Origin of the sequence: Blastococcus colisei (assembly GCF_006717095.1) — a bacterium.
Taxonomy (GTDB): Bacteria; Actinomycetota; Actinomycetes; order Mycobacteriales; family Geodermatophilaceae; genus Blastococcus_B; species Blastococcus_B colisei.
Genome location: NZ_VFQE01000001.1, coordinates 3,484,605 through 3,499,606 on the forward strand (window position 1 = coordinate 3,484,605; position 15,002 = coordinate 3,499,606).

The following is a 15,002-nucleotide window of genomic DNA, read 5'->3' on the forward strand; positions in this document are numbered from 1 at the left end:
GCTGTCCTCCCTCGGGTCGCGACACCCCATTCGTCGCCCGAGCCGACCACCGCCAGGTCGCCCTCCTGGTCGGTGCGGTGCACCCGCATATCCGCCCGGGCCAGCCAGGTGAGCAGCCGGTCCGTCGGGTGCCCGTAGGTGTTGTCGCCACCGACCGAGATCAGCGCCACCTGCGCACCGCTGGCAACGAGGAACTCCGGGTCGGCGTCCCCGCTGCCGTGGTGCGGCACCTTGAGGACGTCGGCGCGCAGGTCGGTTCCGTCGGCGACCAGGCGCGCCTCCGCCTCGGCCCCGAGATCTCCGGTGAAGAGGATCCGCACGCCGTTGACGGTCACCCGGACGACGAGAGACAGGTCGTTCGCCTCGGCGGCCGCGGTCGCCCGCTCGGGGGCCGGCGCCAGGACCTCCACCGCCACGAATCCCGTGGTGCGCCGGTCCCCGGGCACCAGGACGGCGCGGTGGCCCCCGGCCCGCCGCACGAGGCCGTCGAAGGCGCGCGCCCGGTCGTCGGCCGGCGACAGGGTGCCCGTCGCGACGACTCCCACCTCGCGCCCTCCCAGAGCGCCGGCCAGACCACCGATGTGGTCGGCGTCCAGGTGGGAGATGAGCACCATCGGCAGCGTGTCGATGCCGAGCCGGTCGAGACAGCGGTCCACCGCGCCGACGTCGGGCCCGGCGTCGACGAGCACCCCGGCGCCGGCACCGGTGGGCAGCACGAAGGCATCGCCCTGGCCGACGTCGCAGGCCACGACCAGCGTGCCGGTCGGCGGCCATCCAACAACGACCTGGCGCACCGGCCAGCCGATGACGAGCAACCCGACGACCGCGGCGAGCGCGAGCGGGCGCAGCCTCCGGAACCGCCACAGCGCCCAGCCGACGGCGACCAGGAGCACGGTCAGCAGCGCGGCACCCTCCGTTCCGGCCGGCCAGCCCGTCGCGCCGTCCGGCACGTCCGCGGCGCGTCCGGCGACGAGGACCAGCCACCGCGTCGGCCATCCGGCTCCCCAGACCAGTGCATCCGCCACCCAGGGCAGCACGACCCCGATCACCGCCGCGAGCAGCCCGAGGACGGTGGCCATCGGCACCGCCGGCGCGGCGAGCAGGTTCGCCGGGAGCGAGACGAGGCTGACCGTCCCCGACAGGCCGGCGACGATCGGCGCGGTCACCACTCCCGCGGCCGCGCTGACGGCCACCGCATCGGCGAGCAGAGCCCAGCAGCCGCGCTCCCGGAGGCGGCGCGACCATCCGGGTGCCAGCAGGACGATGCCCGCGGTGGCCGCGACGGACAGCGCGAAACCAGGATCCCTGGCCAGCCCGGGATCGAGCAGGAGGAGCACGCACACCACCGCGCCCAGTGCCGGCACGGCCGCCCGAGCACGGCCCGACGCCAGCGCCAGCAGGGTCACCGCGCCCATGGCGGCGGCGCGGACGACGCTCGGTTCAGGACGGGCCAGGACGACGAAACCGGCGAGCGCGAGGCCGGCGACCACGGCCTGCACCCTCCGGTCGAGCGCTCTGCGGCGGAGCGGCCGCAGCACGCCGGCCAGCACGATGGCGACGTTCGCCCCGGACACCGCGGTGAGGTGCGCCAGGCCGGCCCGGCGGAAGTCCTCCTCGAGCACCGGGTCCATCGCCCGGGTGTCTCCGACGACCAGACCCGGCAGCAGGCCGGCGGCCGAGGGATCCAGCACGCGCTGCGCGGAGGCTGCCAGGGCTGCCCGAAGACTTCCGGCGGTCCGCTGCAGACGCCCGGGACCGCCGACCAGTCCCGGTGGCCCGCGAGCGGAGAGCACTGCGACGACCTCGTCCCCGGCGTCGGGCAGGGAGACGCCGACCCGCACGCGTGCCCGCTGACCCGGGAGCAGCTCCCGCCAGTCGTCCGCGGGGCCGAACAGCACCACGTCCGCCTCCAGCAGGAACGTCGTCCTCCCGTCCTCGAGGCGCGTCACGGTCGCGTCGGCGACGACGCGCGGCGTCCCCGCGCCGCCCAGGACGTGGGGGTCGCCGTCCAGTTCCAGGACGACCGACACGGTCCGCGCCTCCTCGGCGGCCCCTCGCAGGGGTGAGTCCTCACGCGCAGCACCCCTGACCGCCGACGACGCGGAGGCGATCGCCAGCCCGGCCAGGACCATCAGCAGCACCGCGGTCGCCGGGCTCCGGCCGCGTCGCACCGCGATCGCCAGCACGCACGCCGCGACACCGGCCCAGCCGAGCGACGCGGGCGTGGTCAGTGGCGCGAGCAACGTCGTGCACCAGATCGCGGCAGCGGTCGGGACGAGCCGCAGATCCACCCAGCTCCAGCGGGCTGCCGCGGGAGGACTCACACCGTCACCAGCTCGGCCAGCTCCGCTGCGATCGCCGGCCCGATGCCGGGGACGTCGTCGAGCTGCTCCACGCTGCGGAACGGCCCCTGGCGGGTGCGGTGCTCCACGATCCGCTGAGCGAGCACCGGCCCGATGCCCGGCAGCGCGTCCAGCTCGGGAACGTCCGCGGTGTTGAGGTCCACGCGGCCTCCGGTTGCCGCATCCGTCGCGGCACCGGCCGGCGCGGCGGCGGGCCCCGCCCCGCCCGGCAGTCCGACGGTCAGCTGTTCACCGTCGCTCACCACGGCGGCGAGGTTCACCGAGGCCGGGTCCGCTCCGGGCAGGAGGCCCCCGGCGGCCGCGACGGCGTCGGCCACCCGGGAACCGGCGGGAAGGGTCACCAGGCCGGGAGTGGCGACCGGGCCCACGACGGAGACGACGACCATCTCCGACGTCTCGGCGACCTCTCCCACCGGCGGTGTGGCGGGGGCGCTCGACCGGACCTGCGCCCCCTCCACCGGCTCCACGCGGGGACGATCCAGCCACGTCCAGCCGGCCAGCACGAACGCGGCCACCAGGGCCGCGATCCAGAGGGAGCGAGCGCCGGGGCGGCCCGGATCCCAGCGGGCCTCCGTGCCCGGGGCGCGGTGGCGGCCGATCCCGGCCGGCAGGCCCACGCCGGTGTCGGCGTCGGAGGTCAGCGGTGCGGTGACCGTGTCGTCCCCCGGCCACCCGGCGTCCGGCGGCGACGGGACGAACGGTCGGCCCTCCTCCTCCAGGTCCTCGGGAACCCAGCCGCCCGCGCGGTCCCGCTCGGCCAGCAGGAGCCGCAGGCGCGCACGGATGACGTCGGCGTCGTCGCTGCGGCGGGGAGGGAAGCGCACCGACGGGACGCTAGGGAGAGGAACTTCCTCCGGCCGCCCCGTCGGCAGGTCTGTGGACGCAGGCACCGGCTGTGGACGACGGGCAGCGGCTCATCGGTGGACGGCGGCAGGCTGCCGTGCATGCCTTACCAGGTTCTGCGTCAGCCCTCCGCCGGCCCCGACAACGTGCCCTCGTCGGCGTCCCGCCAGAACGGCGCCACGACGATGCCGACGGCGCCCGGTCCGACGTGCGCCCCGATCGCGGCGCCGAGTTCGCTGACGTGCAGCTCGCGCAGCTGGGGCAGCCGGTCGCGGAGCTCCGCGGCCAGCCGCTCGGCCTTCTCCGGCGCGGCGAGGTGGTGGACCGCGATGGAGACCGGTCCCTGACCGGCGGTCTCGACCGCGCGCTGCACCAGCCGGTTCAGCGCCCGCGCCGACGTCCGCACCTTCTCCAGCGGGACGACGCGGCCGTCCTGCACGTGCAGGACCGGCTTGACCGCCAGGGCCGACCCCAGGACGGCGGCGGCCGCGCCGATGCGACCACCGCGGCGCAGGTGCTCGAGCGTCTCGACGACGAACAGGGTCGTCGTCGCCGCGGCGGTCTCCACCGCCGTCCGCGCGACCGCAGCCGCGTCGGAGCCGGCGGTGGCGGACCGGGCAGCGGCGAGGACGGCGAACCCGGCGCCCATCGCTGCCGACCGGGAGTCGACCACGGTGACGACGTGCTCCCCCACCTGGGAGGCAGCCAGCCGCGCGGCGTCCCACGTACCCGAGAGTTCCGACGACAGGTGGATGGAGACCAGTCGGTCCGCGCCCTCGTCCAGCGCCCGGCGATACGCGGCCACGAAGTCACCGGGTGTGGGACGGGAGGTCGAGACGGCCTGCCCACGGACGGCGAGCGTCCGGGCGACCTCGTCGGGACCGATGTCCCAGCCTTCCCGGCCCGAGCGACCGGGGAGCACCACGTAGAGGGGAACGAGGTGGATGCCGTAACCCTCGACCAGCTCGTCGGGAAGGTAGGCCGACGAATCGGTGACGACGGCGACGCGCACCGGGCGAGGTTAGCCCGCCGCCGCCCGGAGGCCCGGAGGCCCGGACGACAGCGGGGGCAGCAGGACCCCGCCGTCTCCCTCAGACGGCGTCCGCGTCGCCGGGAGGCGGCGGAGGGCCCGCCTCCGGCGTCGCGCGGGCATCCGGCGCCGGCACCGGTCCGACGCCTTCGACGCGACCACCCGGCTGTGGCTGCACCGCACTGTTGTGCCGCAGCAACCGCCAGCGGCCGCCCTGCACGACCAGCTCGCTCCAGGCGCAGTTGCCGAGCGGGCCGAACACGCGGCGGTGTTCCGAGCCGAGGCCCAGCAGGCGCTCGATCAGCCGCCCGGCCGTACCGCCGTGCGTCACGACGACGGTCGCCGCTGCCGCAGGGAGATCCGCCAGGGCGGCCACCGCGCGCTCGGCCACCTCGGCGGGGTCCTCACCACCGCGGCCGAGCACGGGACGACCGGCCATCCAGTCCGCGTACTGCTCGGGAAAGCGGTCGGCGACCTCCTCGCGGGTCAACCCCTCCCACGAGCCCATCCCGTGCTCCCGCAGCCGCTCGTCCAGCCGCACCTGCACACCGAGCACCCCGGCCAGCGCCCGGGCGGTCTCGGCGGCTCGGGTCAGGTCGCTGGACACCACCAGGGTGTCCTCCGGCGGCAGGCCGGCGGCCACGTACGGCGCGGCCACGGCGGCCTGTCGCCGGCCGCGGTCGTCCAGCGGCGGGTCGAGCTGTCCCTGGAACCGGCCCGCGGCGTTCCACTCGGTACGCCCGTGCCGCCACAGGACGAGTCGCGGCACGGGGAGTGCGGGCAGCGGTCCGGAGGTCACCGGCCGGCCGTCTCCCCGTCACCGGGCGGCACGTCGTCGGGCCTCGCGTCGCCGGGCATCGCGTCGCCGGCCGGCTCCTCCGCGGAGCCGGCCTCGGTCGCCGCCGCGTTCCCACCGTCGTCGAACGGGATCGTCGGGCAGTCCTTCCAGAGGCGCTCGAGGGCGTAGTAGGCGCGCTCCTCGGCGTGCTGGACGTGCACGACGACGTCGACGAAGTCGAGCAGGACCCAGCGGGACTCGGCGACCCCCTCACGCCGGACGGGCTTGATGCCGCGCCCGCGGAGCCGTTCCTCCACCTCGTCGACGATCGACTGCACCTGGCGCTCGCTGGGAGCCGACGCCAGCACGAAGGCGTCGGTGATGGCGAGCCGGTCGCTCACGTCGACGATGGAGACGTCGGTGGCGAGCTTGTCCGCAGCCGCCTGAGCGGCGAGCAGCGCGGTGTCCCGCGCCTCGGCCGAGGCGGTCATCGGGGTACCTCCTGGAGGTGGTCGGTGGCGGGTCGGGCCTCGGGTCGGCGGGCGCCGTCGGCCCGCCGCGGGACCTCGCGGTAGAGGCCCCGCTTCTCGATGTACTGCACGACGCCGTCGGGCACCAGGTACCAGACGGGCATCCCGCGGCCCACCCGATCGCGGCAGTCGGTGGAGCTGATCGCCAGGGCGGGCACCTCGACGAGGCTGACCACGCCCTCGGGCAGGTGGGCGTCGGCGAGGTGGAAGCCCGGGCGGGTCACGCCGATGAAGTGGGCCAGGTCGAACAGCTGCTGGTTGTCCCGCCAGCTGACGATCTGGGCCAGCGCGTCGGCCCCCGTGATGAAGAACAGCTCGGCGTCGGGCCGCTGCTGACGGAGGTCGGAGAGGGTGTCGATGGTGTACGTCGGGCCGCCCCGGTCGACGTCCACCCGGCTGACGGAGAACCGTGGGTTGGACGCGGTCGCGATCACCGTCATGAGGTAGCGGTCCTCGGGCGGGCTGACCTCCCGCTCGCTCTTCTGCCACGGCTGGCCGGTCGGCACGAAGATGACCTCGTCGAGACCGAACAGGCCCGCGACCTCGCTGGCGGCGACGAGGTGGCCGTGGTGGATGGGATCGAACGTCCCGCCCATGATCCCGACCCGGCCACCTGCCACCGCACGAGCCTATCCGGGACCCCCGGAGCCGGCCCCGTCAGGACCGGCCCCGGCGAACGGTCCCTGGGCCCGGCCGGAGGCAGAGCGCATGGATCCGCCGCGACCGGCTCCCCCGTGCAGCCGGTCGCAGTCCGCGCCGTGCGTCGTCGTACGGATGGTGCGGCGCGGTCAGCTGCCCCGGCGCCGCGTTGACCAACGCGCCATCGGGCGATGGGTTACGGGCGTCCGGCGTGTCGCCTTGTGGTCCTCGGCACAGGCCGGGCGTCGCACGTCGACGGGGCGACTCGTCGACACGGCGACATGTCGACGCGTGAGCAGAACCCAGCCTCAGCTTGTCGTTTAACCCCTGATCTGGTGGTCGCCCGGGCTGGTGGTGTCCCGTCTGACGGTCTTGCCGACGTCATGACGGGTGGCTTGGCGCCGGTTTTTCACTCCGGGAGGGCGTCCCGGTCCCGGGCGGGAGGGTTTCGGCGCGCTGGCCGGGTGGCCGGTCTTCGCGCGCAGGTGGCGAAACCCCCGGCGCACCCGCGCCGGGGTCAGCCGCTCGGGAGGTAGCGGCTTCTCCCAGGGCCGCCGGAGATCGACGGCGAGGTGGCGGGCCAGGCGCAGCTGGGTGTGGGCGGCGATGACCAGCCAGGTCCAGCGGTCGCCGGCCTCCGGTGAGCGGATCTTCGGGGCGGTCCAGCCCAGGGTCTGCTTGAACAGGCGGAAGGTGTGCTCCAGGTCGAAGCGGCGCAGGTAGGCCTGCCAGCAGCGGGCCACCTCCTCGACCAGGTCGTCGATGTCGACATCGTCGGGGCCGGTCACCGATGACCACAGCCAGACCGGCTTGGCCTCGCGCTGTCCGGGCAGGTGCTCGACCTGCAGCCGAATCACGGTGCCTTCCACGATCGGCAGCGGGCCGTCGTGGTCGGCCCAGGGGCCGCGGTGAGCCAGCCGCGGATGCATGCGATCCCAGGAGCACACCTGCGCCGTTCCGTAGCGCGCGGTGGGTGAGCTGGCCTGCGTGGTCGGTACCGGCCAGGTGGCCTCATCGGCCAGGGCCATCACGGCGCCGTGCTTGCGGGGGCGTCCGCCGCGGGAGTCATGGCCCCGCGGCGGCGTGGCGGCCAGCATCACCCGGTCGGCGCGGATCCGCCCGACCAGGTGCACGGGCAGGTCGGCGAGCACGAACGCCAGCCGGGCCACGTCGTACCCGGAGTCCATCACCACCATGATCGCCGGGTCACCGGGGCGCCAGTGCCCGGCGCCGGTCAGCCGACCCACGACCGCGCGCAGCTGGGCGGCGGTGACCGCGGTCGCGTCATCTGCCGGGCCCAGCCGCACCGCATCCAAGATCGCCGTCCAGCTGGTGGGCCCGCTCTCCAGGGCGGCCACGACCTGATAGGGCCAGCCCGGAATCCGCTGATCGGCGTTCCGCCCGCGCCCGTAGACATGGCAGAACAGCCGGTCGGGACAGGTCGCGGCGTCCGGGCGCAGCCACGGGGAGACGTCGACGGCCAGCACGATCCGCCCACCGAACATCCGCGGCAGCGGCAACGCGGCCAGCGCGACGCGCAGCCGGTCGGCGTCGACTCGTCCGCTGTTGAGCGCGTCGTACAGCGCGCCGTGACCACGGCGATGCTCCGGAGCAAGGCACAGCCCCACCAGGGATTTCACCGGTCCCTCGGCGCACAGCAGTGCGTCGGTGAGCTCGAACAGCTCATCGCCACGCCGGCCCAGGCACTGGTACACCTCGCCGCGGAACTCCCGCAGCCGCGTCAACCCTGCCGCGGCTGAGCTCTGGTCAACCGCACCGGCTGGGTCCAGACTGTCCATCGCGGCCACCGCCGTTTCCTTCGAAGCGTCGCAACTTCAAAGGATCACGCGGTGGCCGCCCTCACGACCAGACCCTGAACCACATCCGTGTAACTCACCGGCATCAGGGGTTAAACGACAAGCTCAGAGGGTGGTGACGAACTCCGCCAGCTGCGCCGCGTTCCGGCACTCGACCATGTCGATGACCTCGCCGTAGCGGTTCGCGGCCGAGTCACCGCTCCCCCACAGACGCTGTGGTTCGGGGTTGAGCCAGTGCGCCGAGCGGGAGCGGCGCACCAGGTCCGCCAGCACCGGCAGGCCGGGCTGCCGGTAGTTCGTCCGGCCGTCGCCGAGCACCAGCAGCGACGTCTTCGGACCGACGGCCGAGGCCCAGCGGTCGGCGAACACCTCGAACGCGGTGCCGTAGTCGCTGTGCCCGTCGAAGCCCACGACGTCGGCCTCGCGCCCGATCCGGGAGACCGCGTCGACGACGTCAGCGCCGGGCCGGAAGAACCGGGTCACCTCGTCGGTGGTGTCGACGAACGCGAAGGCCCGCACGCCGGTGAAGTGCTCGCGCAGCGCCTGGGTGAGCATCAGCGTGAAGTGGCTGAAGCCGGCCACCGACCCGCTGACGTCGCAGAGCACGACGAGTTCCGGCTTGTGCACCTTGCGCGGGCGGTGGTGGGTGACGACGGGGACTCCCCCGGTGCCCAGCGAGGCGCGCACCGTCTTGCGGAAGTCGAGCCGGCCCTCCCGTCCCAGTCGGCGGCGGGCGGAGAGCCGGACCGCCAGGCGGCGGGCCAGCGGCGCGACCGCCCGCCGCAGCTCGGCCAGGTCGCCGGCCTGGGCGCGGAGGAAGTCGACCTGGTCGGCGAGCGGCCGGACGGCGTTCTTCGCGACCTTGTCCCGGCCCTTCTCCGCCGCCGTCCGCCGGCGTACCTCGGACTCGATCGCCGCCCGGAGCGCGGTGAGCCGTTCGCGGATGGTCTGGCGGGCGACCTGCTCAGCCAGCCCGCCCCGGTCGCCCTCGGCGAGCAGCCCGGTCAGCAACTGCGCGACCAGGGTGTCCGGGGAGAGCGCGCGCAGCACCCGGTAGCTGAAGAACGACTGCCCCGACGGCGAGGGCTGGCCCCGACCGAGCATCTCGACTGCCTCGCGGGCGAACCGGCGCAGCGCCTCCGGATTTCCCTCCAGCAGCAGCTGCAGCAACTGCTCCCGCATGCGCGCGGCCAGGTCGATGCCGTCGTCGCCGGGCACGTCCAGGGTCGACTCCCCGGGCTCACCGTCGGCGTCGCCGTCCGCGTCGCTCTCGACGGTCGTGCGCGGTCGGTCCGACAGCGGCCACCACAGGTCGAACAGGACGTCGTAGGTGGGGCGCTGGGCGGCCCGCTGCAGCAGCACCGCCGCCAGGCCGTGCCGCAGCTGCTCCCGGTCCAGCAGGTCGACGACGGTCAGGATCTCGGCCGCGTCGACGGCCTGGCTGATGCCGACCGGGATCCCGGCCTCGCGGATCGCCCGGACGAACCCGTCCAGGTGCCCGGCGAGCCCGCCGTCGGCAACAGCCGGACCGGTCATCAGTTCAGCCGGAGCTCGGCCGCGGCGCGGTCCTGATCGCTGGCGTGCTTGAGCACCACGCCGAGCGTCGAGCGCACCGCCGACTCGTCGAGGGTGTCCAGCCCGAGCTCGAGCAGGGTCTGCGCCCAGTCGAGGGTCTCCGAGATCGACGGCGACTTCTTCAGCTCCAGGGCGCGCATCGCCCGCACGGTGCGCACCAGCTGCTCGGCCAGCCCCGGCGCGAGGTCGGGCACGCGGGACAGCACGATCTCCCGCTCCCGCTCGGCCGACGGGTAGTCCAGTGCCAGGTAGAGGCACCGCCGCTTCAGGGCCTCGGACAGCTCTCGGGTGGCGTTGGACGTGAGCACGACCATCGGCCTGCGCGCCGCGGTGATCGTGCCCAGCTCGGGGATGGTCACCTGGAAGTCCGACAGCACCTCCAGCAGCAGCCCCTCGACCTCGACGTCGGCCTTGTCGGTCTCGTCGATGAGCAGGACGGTGGGCTCGGCGCGCCGGATGGCGGTCAGCAGCGGCCGCGAGAGCAGGAACTCCTCACCGAAGATGTCGTCGTGGACGGTGTCCCAGTCCGCGCCGTCCGTGCCCTGGGAGGCCTGGATCCGCAGCAGCTGCTTCTTGTAGTTCCACTCGTACAGCGCCCGCGCCTCGTCCAGGCCCTCGTAGCACTGCAGCCGGATCAGCTCCGAGCCCGTCGCGGTGGCCAGCGCCTTGGCCAGCTCGGTCTTGCCCGTGCCGGCCGGCCCCTCCACCAGCAGCGGCTTGCCGAGCCGGTCGGCCAGGAAGACCGTCGTCGCGATCTGGGCGTCGGGCAGGTATCCCGCCGTCGACAGCCGCTTGCTGACGTCCGCGACCGAGGAGAACTGGGGGAACTGGGACGGCGGGCGGGCCATGGAACTCCTAGCGCGAGGGAACGTCAGCGGGTGTGGCCGTTGCCGGTCACGACATAGGTGGTCGACGTCAGCTCCGGCAGGCCGAGCGGCCCGCGGGCGTGCAGTTTCTGGGTGGAGATGCCGATCTCGGCGCCGAAGCCGAACTCGCCGCCGTCGGTGAACCGGGTCGACGCGTTGACCAGCACGGCCGCGGCGTCCACGCCGGCGGTGAAGTCGGCGACGGCGGACGCGGAGTCGGCCACGATCGCCTCGCTGTGCCCGCTCCCCCACTGCGCGATGTGCTCCAGCGCGGCGGGCAGGTCGTCGACCACGCGCACGGCCATGTCCATCGACAGGTACTCGGTCGCCCAGTCCTCGTCGGTCGCCGGCACGACCGCGTCGTGCGCGGCGCGGGCGGCGTCGTCGCCGTGCAGGGTCACCCCGGCGTCGGCGAGGGCCGAGAGCAGGCGCGGCAGGAACGGCACGTCGCGGTGCACCAGCAGGGTCTCCGCGGAGTTGCACACGCTCACCCGGTGGGTCTTCGAGTTGAGGACGATCGCCTCGGCGATCGCGGCGTCGGCGGAGGCGTCGACGTAGACGTGGCAGTTGCCGACGCCGGTCTCGATCACCGGCACGGTCGACTCCCGGACGACGCGCTCGATCAGTGACGCCCCACCGCGCGGGATGACGACGTCGACCAGGCCCCGTGCGTTCAGCAGTTCGCCGACCGAGGCGCGGTCCGCGGGCAGCAGCTCGACCGATCCGGCGGGCAGCCCGGCCTTCTCCGCCGTCTCGGTGAGGATCGTGACCAGCGCGGTGTTGGTGCGGAAGGCCGACGCCGAGCCGCGCAGCAGCGCCGCGTTGCCGCTCTTGAGGCAAAGCCCCGCGGCGTCGACGGTCACGTTGGGCCGCGCCTCGTAGATGATCCCGACGACGCCCAGCGGCACTCGGACCTGGCGCAGCTGCAGCCCGTTGGGCAGGCGCGAGCCGCGCACGACGTCACCGACGGGGTCGGGCAGGGCCACCAGGTCGCGCAGCGCCGTGGCGACCCCGGCCACCCGGCCGGCGTCCAGCCGCAACCGGTCCAGCACCGATTCCGGGGTGCCGTCGGCCGCGGCCGCGTCGACGTCGGCGGCGTTGGCGGCCAGCACCTCGTCGGTGCGCTCGACGAGCGCGTCGGCCATCGCCGCCAGCGCCGCGTCCTTGACATCGGTCGGCAGGGTGCGCAGGACGCGGGCGGCCGCTCGCGCGCGCAGCGCGGCGGCTCCGATCAGCGGCAGGGAGGAGACGTCGGGCACGCACGAGAGGTTACGCGGAACCGGGCCCGGCCCACGTGAGATCCCGACGACGGCTATGCGAGAATGATTCTCATGAGCACTCACGTCGCCCGATGGACCGCCACCCTCGCCGCTGCCTCCACCGCCGCCCTGCTGACCGGCTGCGGCTCGGGGGACGAGGGGACCGGCGCCGACTCGGGCGAGCTCACCGTGCTGGCCGGCTTCTACCCGCTCGAGTGGACCGCCGCCCGGGTCGGCGGGGACCTCGTCTCCGTCTCCTCGCTCACCCCTCCCGGTGCCGAGGCGCACGACCTGGAACTGGCTCCGCAGGACGTCGCAGCCGTCTCGGAGGCCGACCTGCTGGTCTACCTCGACGGCTTCCAGCCCGCCCTGGACGAGGCCGCCGACTCCGAGGGCGGCGACCACGCCTGGGACGCGGGCCAGGCCGCCGACCTGCTGGCCGGCGAGGCCGACGAGCACGAGGAGGAGGAGCACGCCGACGAGGAGCACGCCGAGGAGGAGCACGCCCACGAGGACGGCGCCGTCGACCCGCACTTCTGGCTGGACCCGACCCGCCTCGCCTCGGTCGGCGACGCCCTGGCCGACCGGATGGCCGAGCTCAATCCCGACAACGCCTCCACCTACGAAGCGAACGCGGCCGCCCTGCGAGCCGACCTCGAGGCGCTGGACCAGGAGATGGAGACGGGCCTGTCCAACTGCTCCGTCAGCACCGTGGTCACCGGCCACGATGCCTTCGGTTACCTCGGTGCCCGCTACGGTCTCGAGGTGGTCGGCATCAGTGGCTTGAGTCCCTCGCAGGAGCCCTCCGCCTCCCAGCTGGCCGAGCTCGCGACGCTGGTCCGCGAGCGCGGCGTCACGACCGTCTACACCGAGACCCTCGTCGACCCCGCGGTCGCCGAGACGGTGGCGGAGGAGGCCGGTGCCCGGACCGCCGTGCTCGACCCGATCGAGGGGCTGACCGACGAGTCCGATGGCGAGGACTATCTGCAGGTGATGCGCGCGAACCTCGCCACCCTGCAGGAAGGCCAGTCCTGTTCATGACCGCAGCTCCGACCGCACCGGCCGCCGTCCGGCTCCGCGACGCCAGCATCGGCTACGGCGACGTCCCGATCGTCGCGGGCGTCGACCTGACCGTCCGGCACGGCGAGGCGCTCGCCGTCCTCGGCTCCAACGGCTCAGGCAAGACCACCCTCGCCCGAGGGCTGCTCGGCCTCGCCCCCGTGCTCGGCGGCGAGGTGGAGGTGCTCGGTGCGCCGGTCGGCCGGCTGCGCGAGCGGGGCCGCGTCGGCTACGTCCCGCAGCGGCACACGGTCAGCGGGGCGGTGCCGGCCACGGTCCGCGAGGTCGTGGCCGTGGGGCGACTGGCACGACTCGGTCTCTTCCGTCGACTCGGTGCCGCCGATCGCGCCGCCGTCGGTGACGCGGTCGCTGCGGTGGGCCTGGCCGACCGCATGGAGGAGCCGGTCGCCTCCCTCTCGGGCGGGCAGCAGCGGCGCGTGCTCGTCGCGCGGGCGCTCGCCGCCCAGCCCGAACTGCTCATCATGGACGAGCCGACCGCCGGCGTGGACGCCGCGAGCCAGGACGCCCTGGCCGCGGTGCTCGCGCGCGTCTCCGCCACGGGCACCACCGTGCTGGTGGTCACGCACGAGACCGGCCCGCTGTCCGGCGTCCTGACGCGGGCGGTGGTCGTCGACCACGGGCGCCTTCGCTACGACGGCCCGCTCGCCGGGGCCGAGTCCCCGGCCGGCTTCGGGCGCCACGACCACTGCGGCGCACCGGACGAGCCCGTCGGCACCGGCTACCGGCTCGACCAGCCGACCGTCACGACCGGGCTGCGGACGGGGAGCCGCTGACGTGGACCTGCTCGAGTACGGCTTCATGCAACGTGCGCTCCTGGCGTCGGTCATGGTCGGCCTGGTCGCGCCCGCGGTGGGCATCTTCCTGGTCCAGCGGCGCCTCTCCCTGCTCGGGGACGGCCTGGGGCACGTGGCTCTGACCGGCGTCGCGATCGGCGTGCTCACCTCCACCGCCCCGGTGGGTACGGCGCTCGTCGCCGCGATCCTCGGCGCGGTGCTCATCGAGCTCATCAGGGCGCGTGGCCGCACCAGCGGGGACGTGGCGCTGGCCGTCCTCTTCTACGGAGGGATCGCCGGCGGCGTGGTGCTGCTCAGTCTGGCTCCGCGCGGCCAGGCGACGAACCTGGACGCGTACCTCTTCGGGGCGATTACCACGACCGCGCCCGCGGACCTCGCGGTCTTCGCCGTCATCACCGTCCTCGTGCTGGCCGTCGTGGGCCTGCTGGGGCAGCGGCTCTACGCGGTCAGCGACGACGAGGAGTACGCCCGCGCGGTGGGCCTGCCCGTGCTGGCCCTGAACGTCGTGCTGGCCGCCCTCGTGGCGGCCACGGTCGTGCTGTCGATGCGGGTGGTCGGTCTGCTGCTGATCAGCGCGCTGATGATCGTGCCCAGCGCGGTGGCCCAGCTGCTCGCGCGCAGCTTCCGGCAGGCCCTGTTCCTCGCCTGCTCCATCGGGCTGGTCGTGAGCCTCTCCGGGACGACGGCCTCGTACTACACGGGCACCCCGTCCGGCGGCACGATCGTGCTGCTGGCGATCGCCCTGTTCCTGCTGGTCTCCGTCGGGACCGGCCTGCGCGACCTCACCGCGCGCCGACGCCACCGCCGGCGTGGGGACGTCCACGCCGCCCACCCGCACGAGCACGGCGAGGGCTGCGGGCACCAGCCGGTGCCTCACGGGGACCACGTCGACTACGACCACGACGGGCACCGGCACGCGCCGCACCTGACCGGTGCGGGCGTGCACTACGACGAGCACGGGGAGCACGCCGTCCCGGTGCCCCCCTCCGCGGCGCGGGGCGCCGAATGAGCGCCCCGGAGCCGGTCGAGGCCACGCCCCGGCGTCCCAGCCGCCAGCGCAGCGCGGTCCTGGCGCTCCTCGACGACCTCGACGGCTTCCGGAGCGCGCAGGATCTGCACGCCCTGCTGCGTTCCCGCGGCGACTCCGTCGGGCTGGCCACCGTCTACCGGGCGCTGCAGGCGCTGGTGGACGACGGTCAGGTGGACGTCCTGCGCGGCACCGACGGCGAGGCGGCCTACCGACGGTGCTCGCCGGTCCACCACCACCACCTGGTCTGCCGCTCCTGCGGCACGACCGTGGAGGTCACGGACCCGCCGGTGGAGAGGTGGGCGGCTCGGATCGCCGCCGAGCACGGTTTCGCCGACGTGCAGCACCACGTGGAGGTCTTCGGCACCTGCGCCGACTGCTCCGGCCGGGCCTGACCCGCG

13 protein-coding genes and 1 pseudogene are annotated in these 15,002 nt (G+C 74.4%); 4 read left to right on the top strand and 10 right to left on the bottom strand.

What is annotated here, in order from left to right; all coding sequences use genetic code 11:
- Positions 1-272 precede the first annotated feature (272 nt).
- The 10 genes and pseudogenes from FHU33_RS25930 to FHU33_RS16650 all read right to left on the bottom strand — a co-directional run.
- Positions 273-2,132, bottom strand: a pseudogene (locus tag FHU33_RS25930) (ComEC/Rec2 family competence protein); the annotation flags it as partial.
- A 188-nt stretch (positions 2,133-2,320) separates the two neighbouring features.
- Complete coding sequence (locus FHU33_RS16610; protein ID WP_142026326.1) at positions 2,321-3,187, bottom strand: ComEA family DNA-binding protein; 867 nt, start codon at positions 3,185-3,187, stop codon at positions 2,321-2,323.
- A 140-nt stretch (positions 3,188-3,327) separates the two neighbouring features.
- Positions 3,328-4,218: a DegV family protein gene (locus FHU33_RS16615; RefSeq protein WP_142026327.1), complete on the bottom strand. Its 891-nt coding sequence runs from the start codon at positions 4,216-4,218 to the stop codon at positions 3,328-3,330.
- A 79-nt stretch (positions 4,219-4,297) separates the two neighbouring features.
- Entirely contained in the window at positions 4,298-5,035 is a 738-nt protein-coding gene (locus tag FHU33_RS16620) for a histidine phosphatase family protein (RefSeq protein ID WP_142026328.1), read from the bottom strand.
- Positions 5,032-5,505, bottom strand: a complete 474-nt coding sequence (gene rsfS / locus FHU33_RS16625) for a ribosome silencing factor (RefSeq protein ID WP_246063733.1) — start codon at positions 5,503-5,505, stop codon at positions 5,032-5,034. Before rsfS ends, FHU33_RS16620 begins: the two co-directional genes overlap by 4 nt.
- Positions 5,502-6,164 (bottom strand): nicotinate-nucleotide adenylyltransferase, encoded by a 663-nt coding sequence (gene nadD / locus FHU33_RS16630; protein WP_246063735.1) that lies wholly within the window; start codon positions 6,162-6,164, stop codon positions 5,502-5,504. Before nadD ends, rsfS begins: the two co-directional genes overlap by 4 nt.
- A gap of 339 nt (positions 6,165-6,503) precedes the next feature.
- Positions 6,504-7,991: an NF041680 family putative transposase gene (locus tag FHU33_RS16635; protein ID WP_142024800.1), complete on the bottom strand. Its 1,488-nt coding sequence runs from the start codon at positions 7,989-7,991 to the stop codon at positions 6,504-6,506.
- A gap of 114 nt (positions 7,992-8,105) precedes the next feature.
- The gene (locus tag FHU33_RS16640) at positions 8,106-9,536 is read right to left on the bottom strand and encodes a vWA domain-containing protein (RefSeq protein ID WP_142026329.1); all 1,431 of its coding nucleotides are present in this window, start codon (positions 9,534-9,536) and stop codon (positions 8,106-8,108) included.
- The gene (locus FHU33_RS16645) at positions 9,536-10,423 is read right to left on the bottom strand and encodes an AAA family ATPase (RefSeq protein WP_142026330.1); all 888 of its coding nucleotides are present in this window, start codon (positions 10,421-10,423) and stop codon (positions 9,536-9,538) included. The genes FHU33_RS16640 and FHU33_RS16645 overlap by 1 nt, the downstream gene beginning before the upstream one ends.
- Before the next feature lie 23 nt (positions 10,424-10,446).
- The gene (locus FHU33_RS16650; protein WP_142026331.1) at positions 10,447-11,700 is read right to left on the bottom strand and encodes a glutamate-5-semialdehyde dehydrogenase; all 1,254 of its coding nucleotides are present in this window, start codon (positions 11,698-11,700) and stop codon (positions 10,447-10,449) included.
- Positions 11,701-11,772: 72 nt separating this feature from the next.
- Here FHU33_RS16650 and FHU33_RS16655 point away from each other — a divergent pair, with 72 nt between their 5' ends.
- From FHU33_RS16655 to FHU33_RS16670, 4 genes are read left to right on the top strand one after another with little or no spacing between them, the layout of a single operon-like run.
- Complete coding sequence (locus FHU33_RS16655) at positions 11,773-12,741, top strand: metal ABC transporter substrate-binding protein (protein ID WP_142026332.1); 969 nt, start codon at positions 11,773-11,775, stop codon at positions 12,739-12,741.
- The gene (locus tag FHU33_RS16660) at positions 12,738-13,553 is read left to right on the top strand and encodes a metal ABC transporter ATP-binding protein (protein WP_142026333.1); all 816 of its coding nucleotides are present in this window, start codon (positions 12,738-12,740) and stop codon (positions 13,551-13,553) included. Before FHU33_RS16655 ends, FHU33_RS16660 begins: the two co-directional genes overlap by 4 nt.
- A gap of 1 nt (position 13,554) precedes the next feature.
- A complete protein-coding gene (locus FHU33_RS16665; protein WP_142026334.1) occupies positions 13,555-14,583 on the top strand; it encodes a metal ABC transporter permease in 1,029 nt (342 codons plus the stop codon).
- A complete protein-coding gene (locus FHU33_RS16670; protein ID WP_142026335.1) occupies positions 14,580-14,996 on the top strand; it encodes a Fur family transcriptional regulator in 417 nt (138 codons plus the stop codon). The genes FHU33_RS16665 and FHU33_RS16670 overlap by 4 nt, the downstream gene beginning before the upstream one ends.
- Positions 14,997-15,002: the final 6 nt, after the last annotated feature.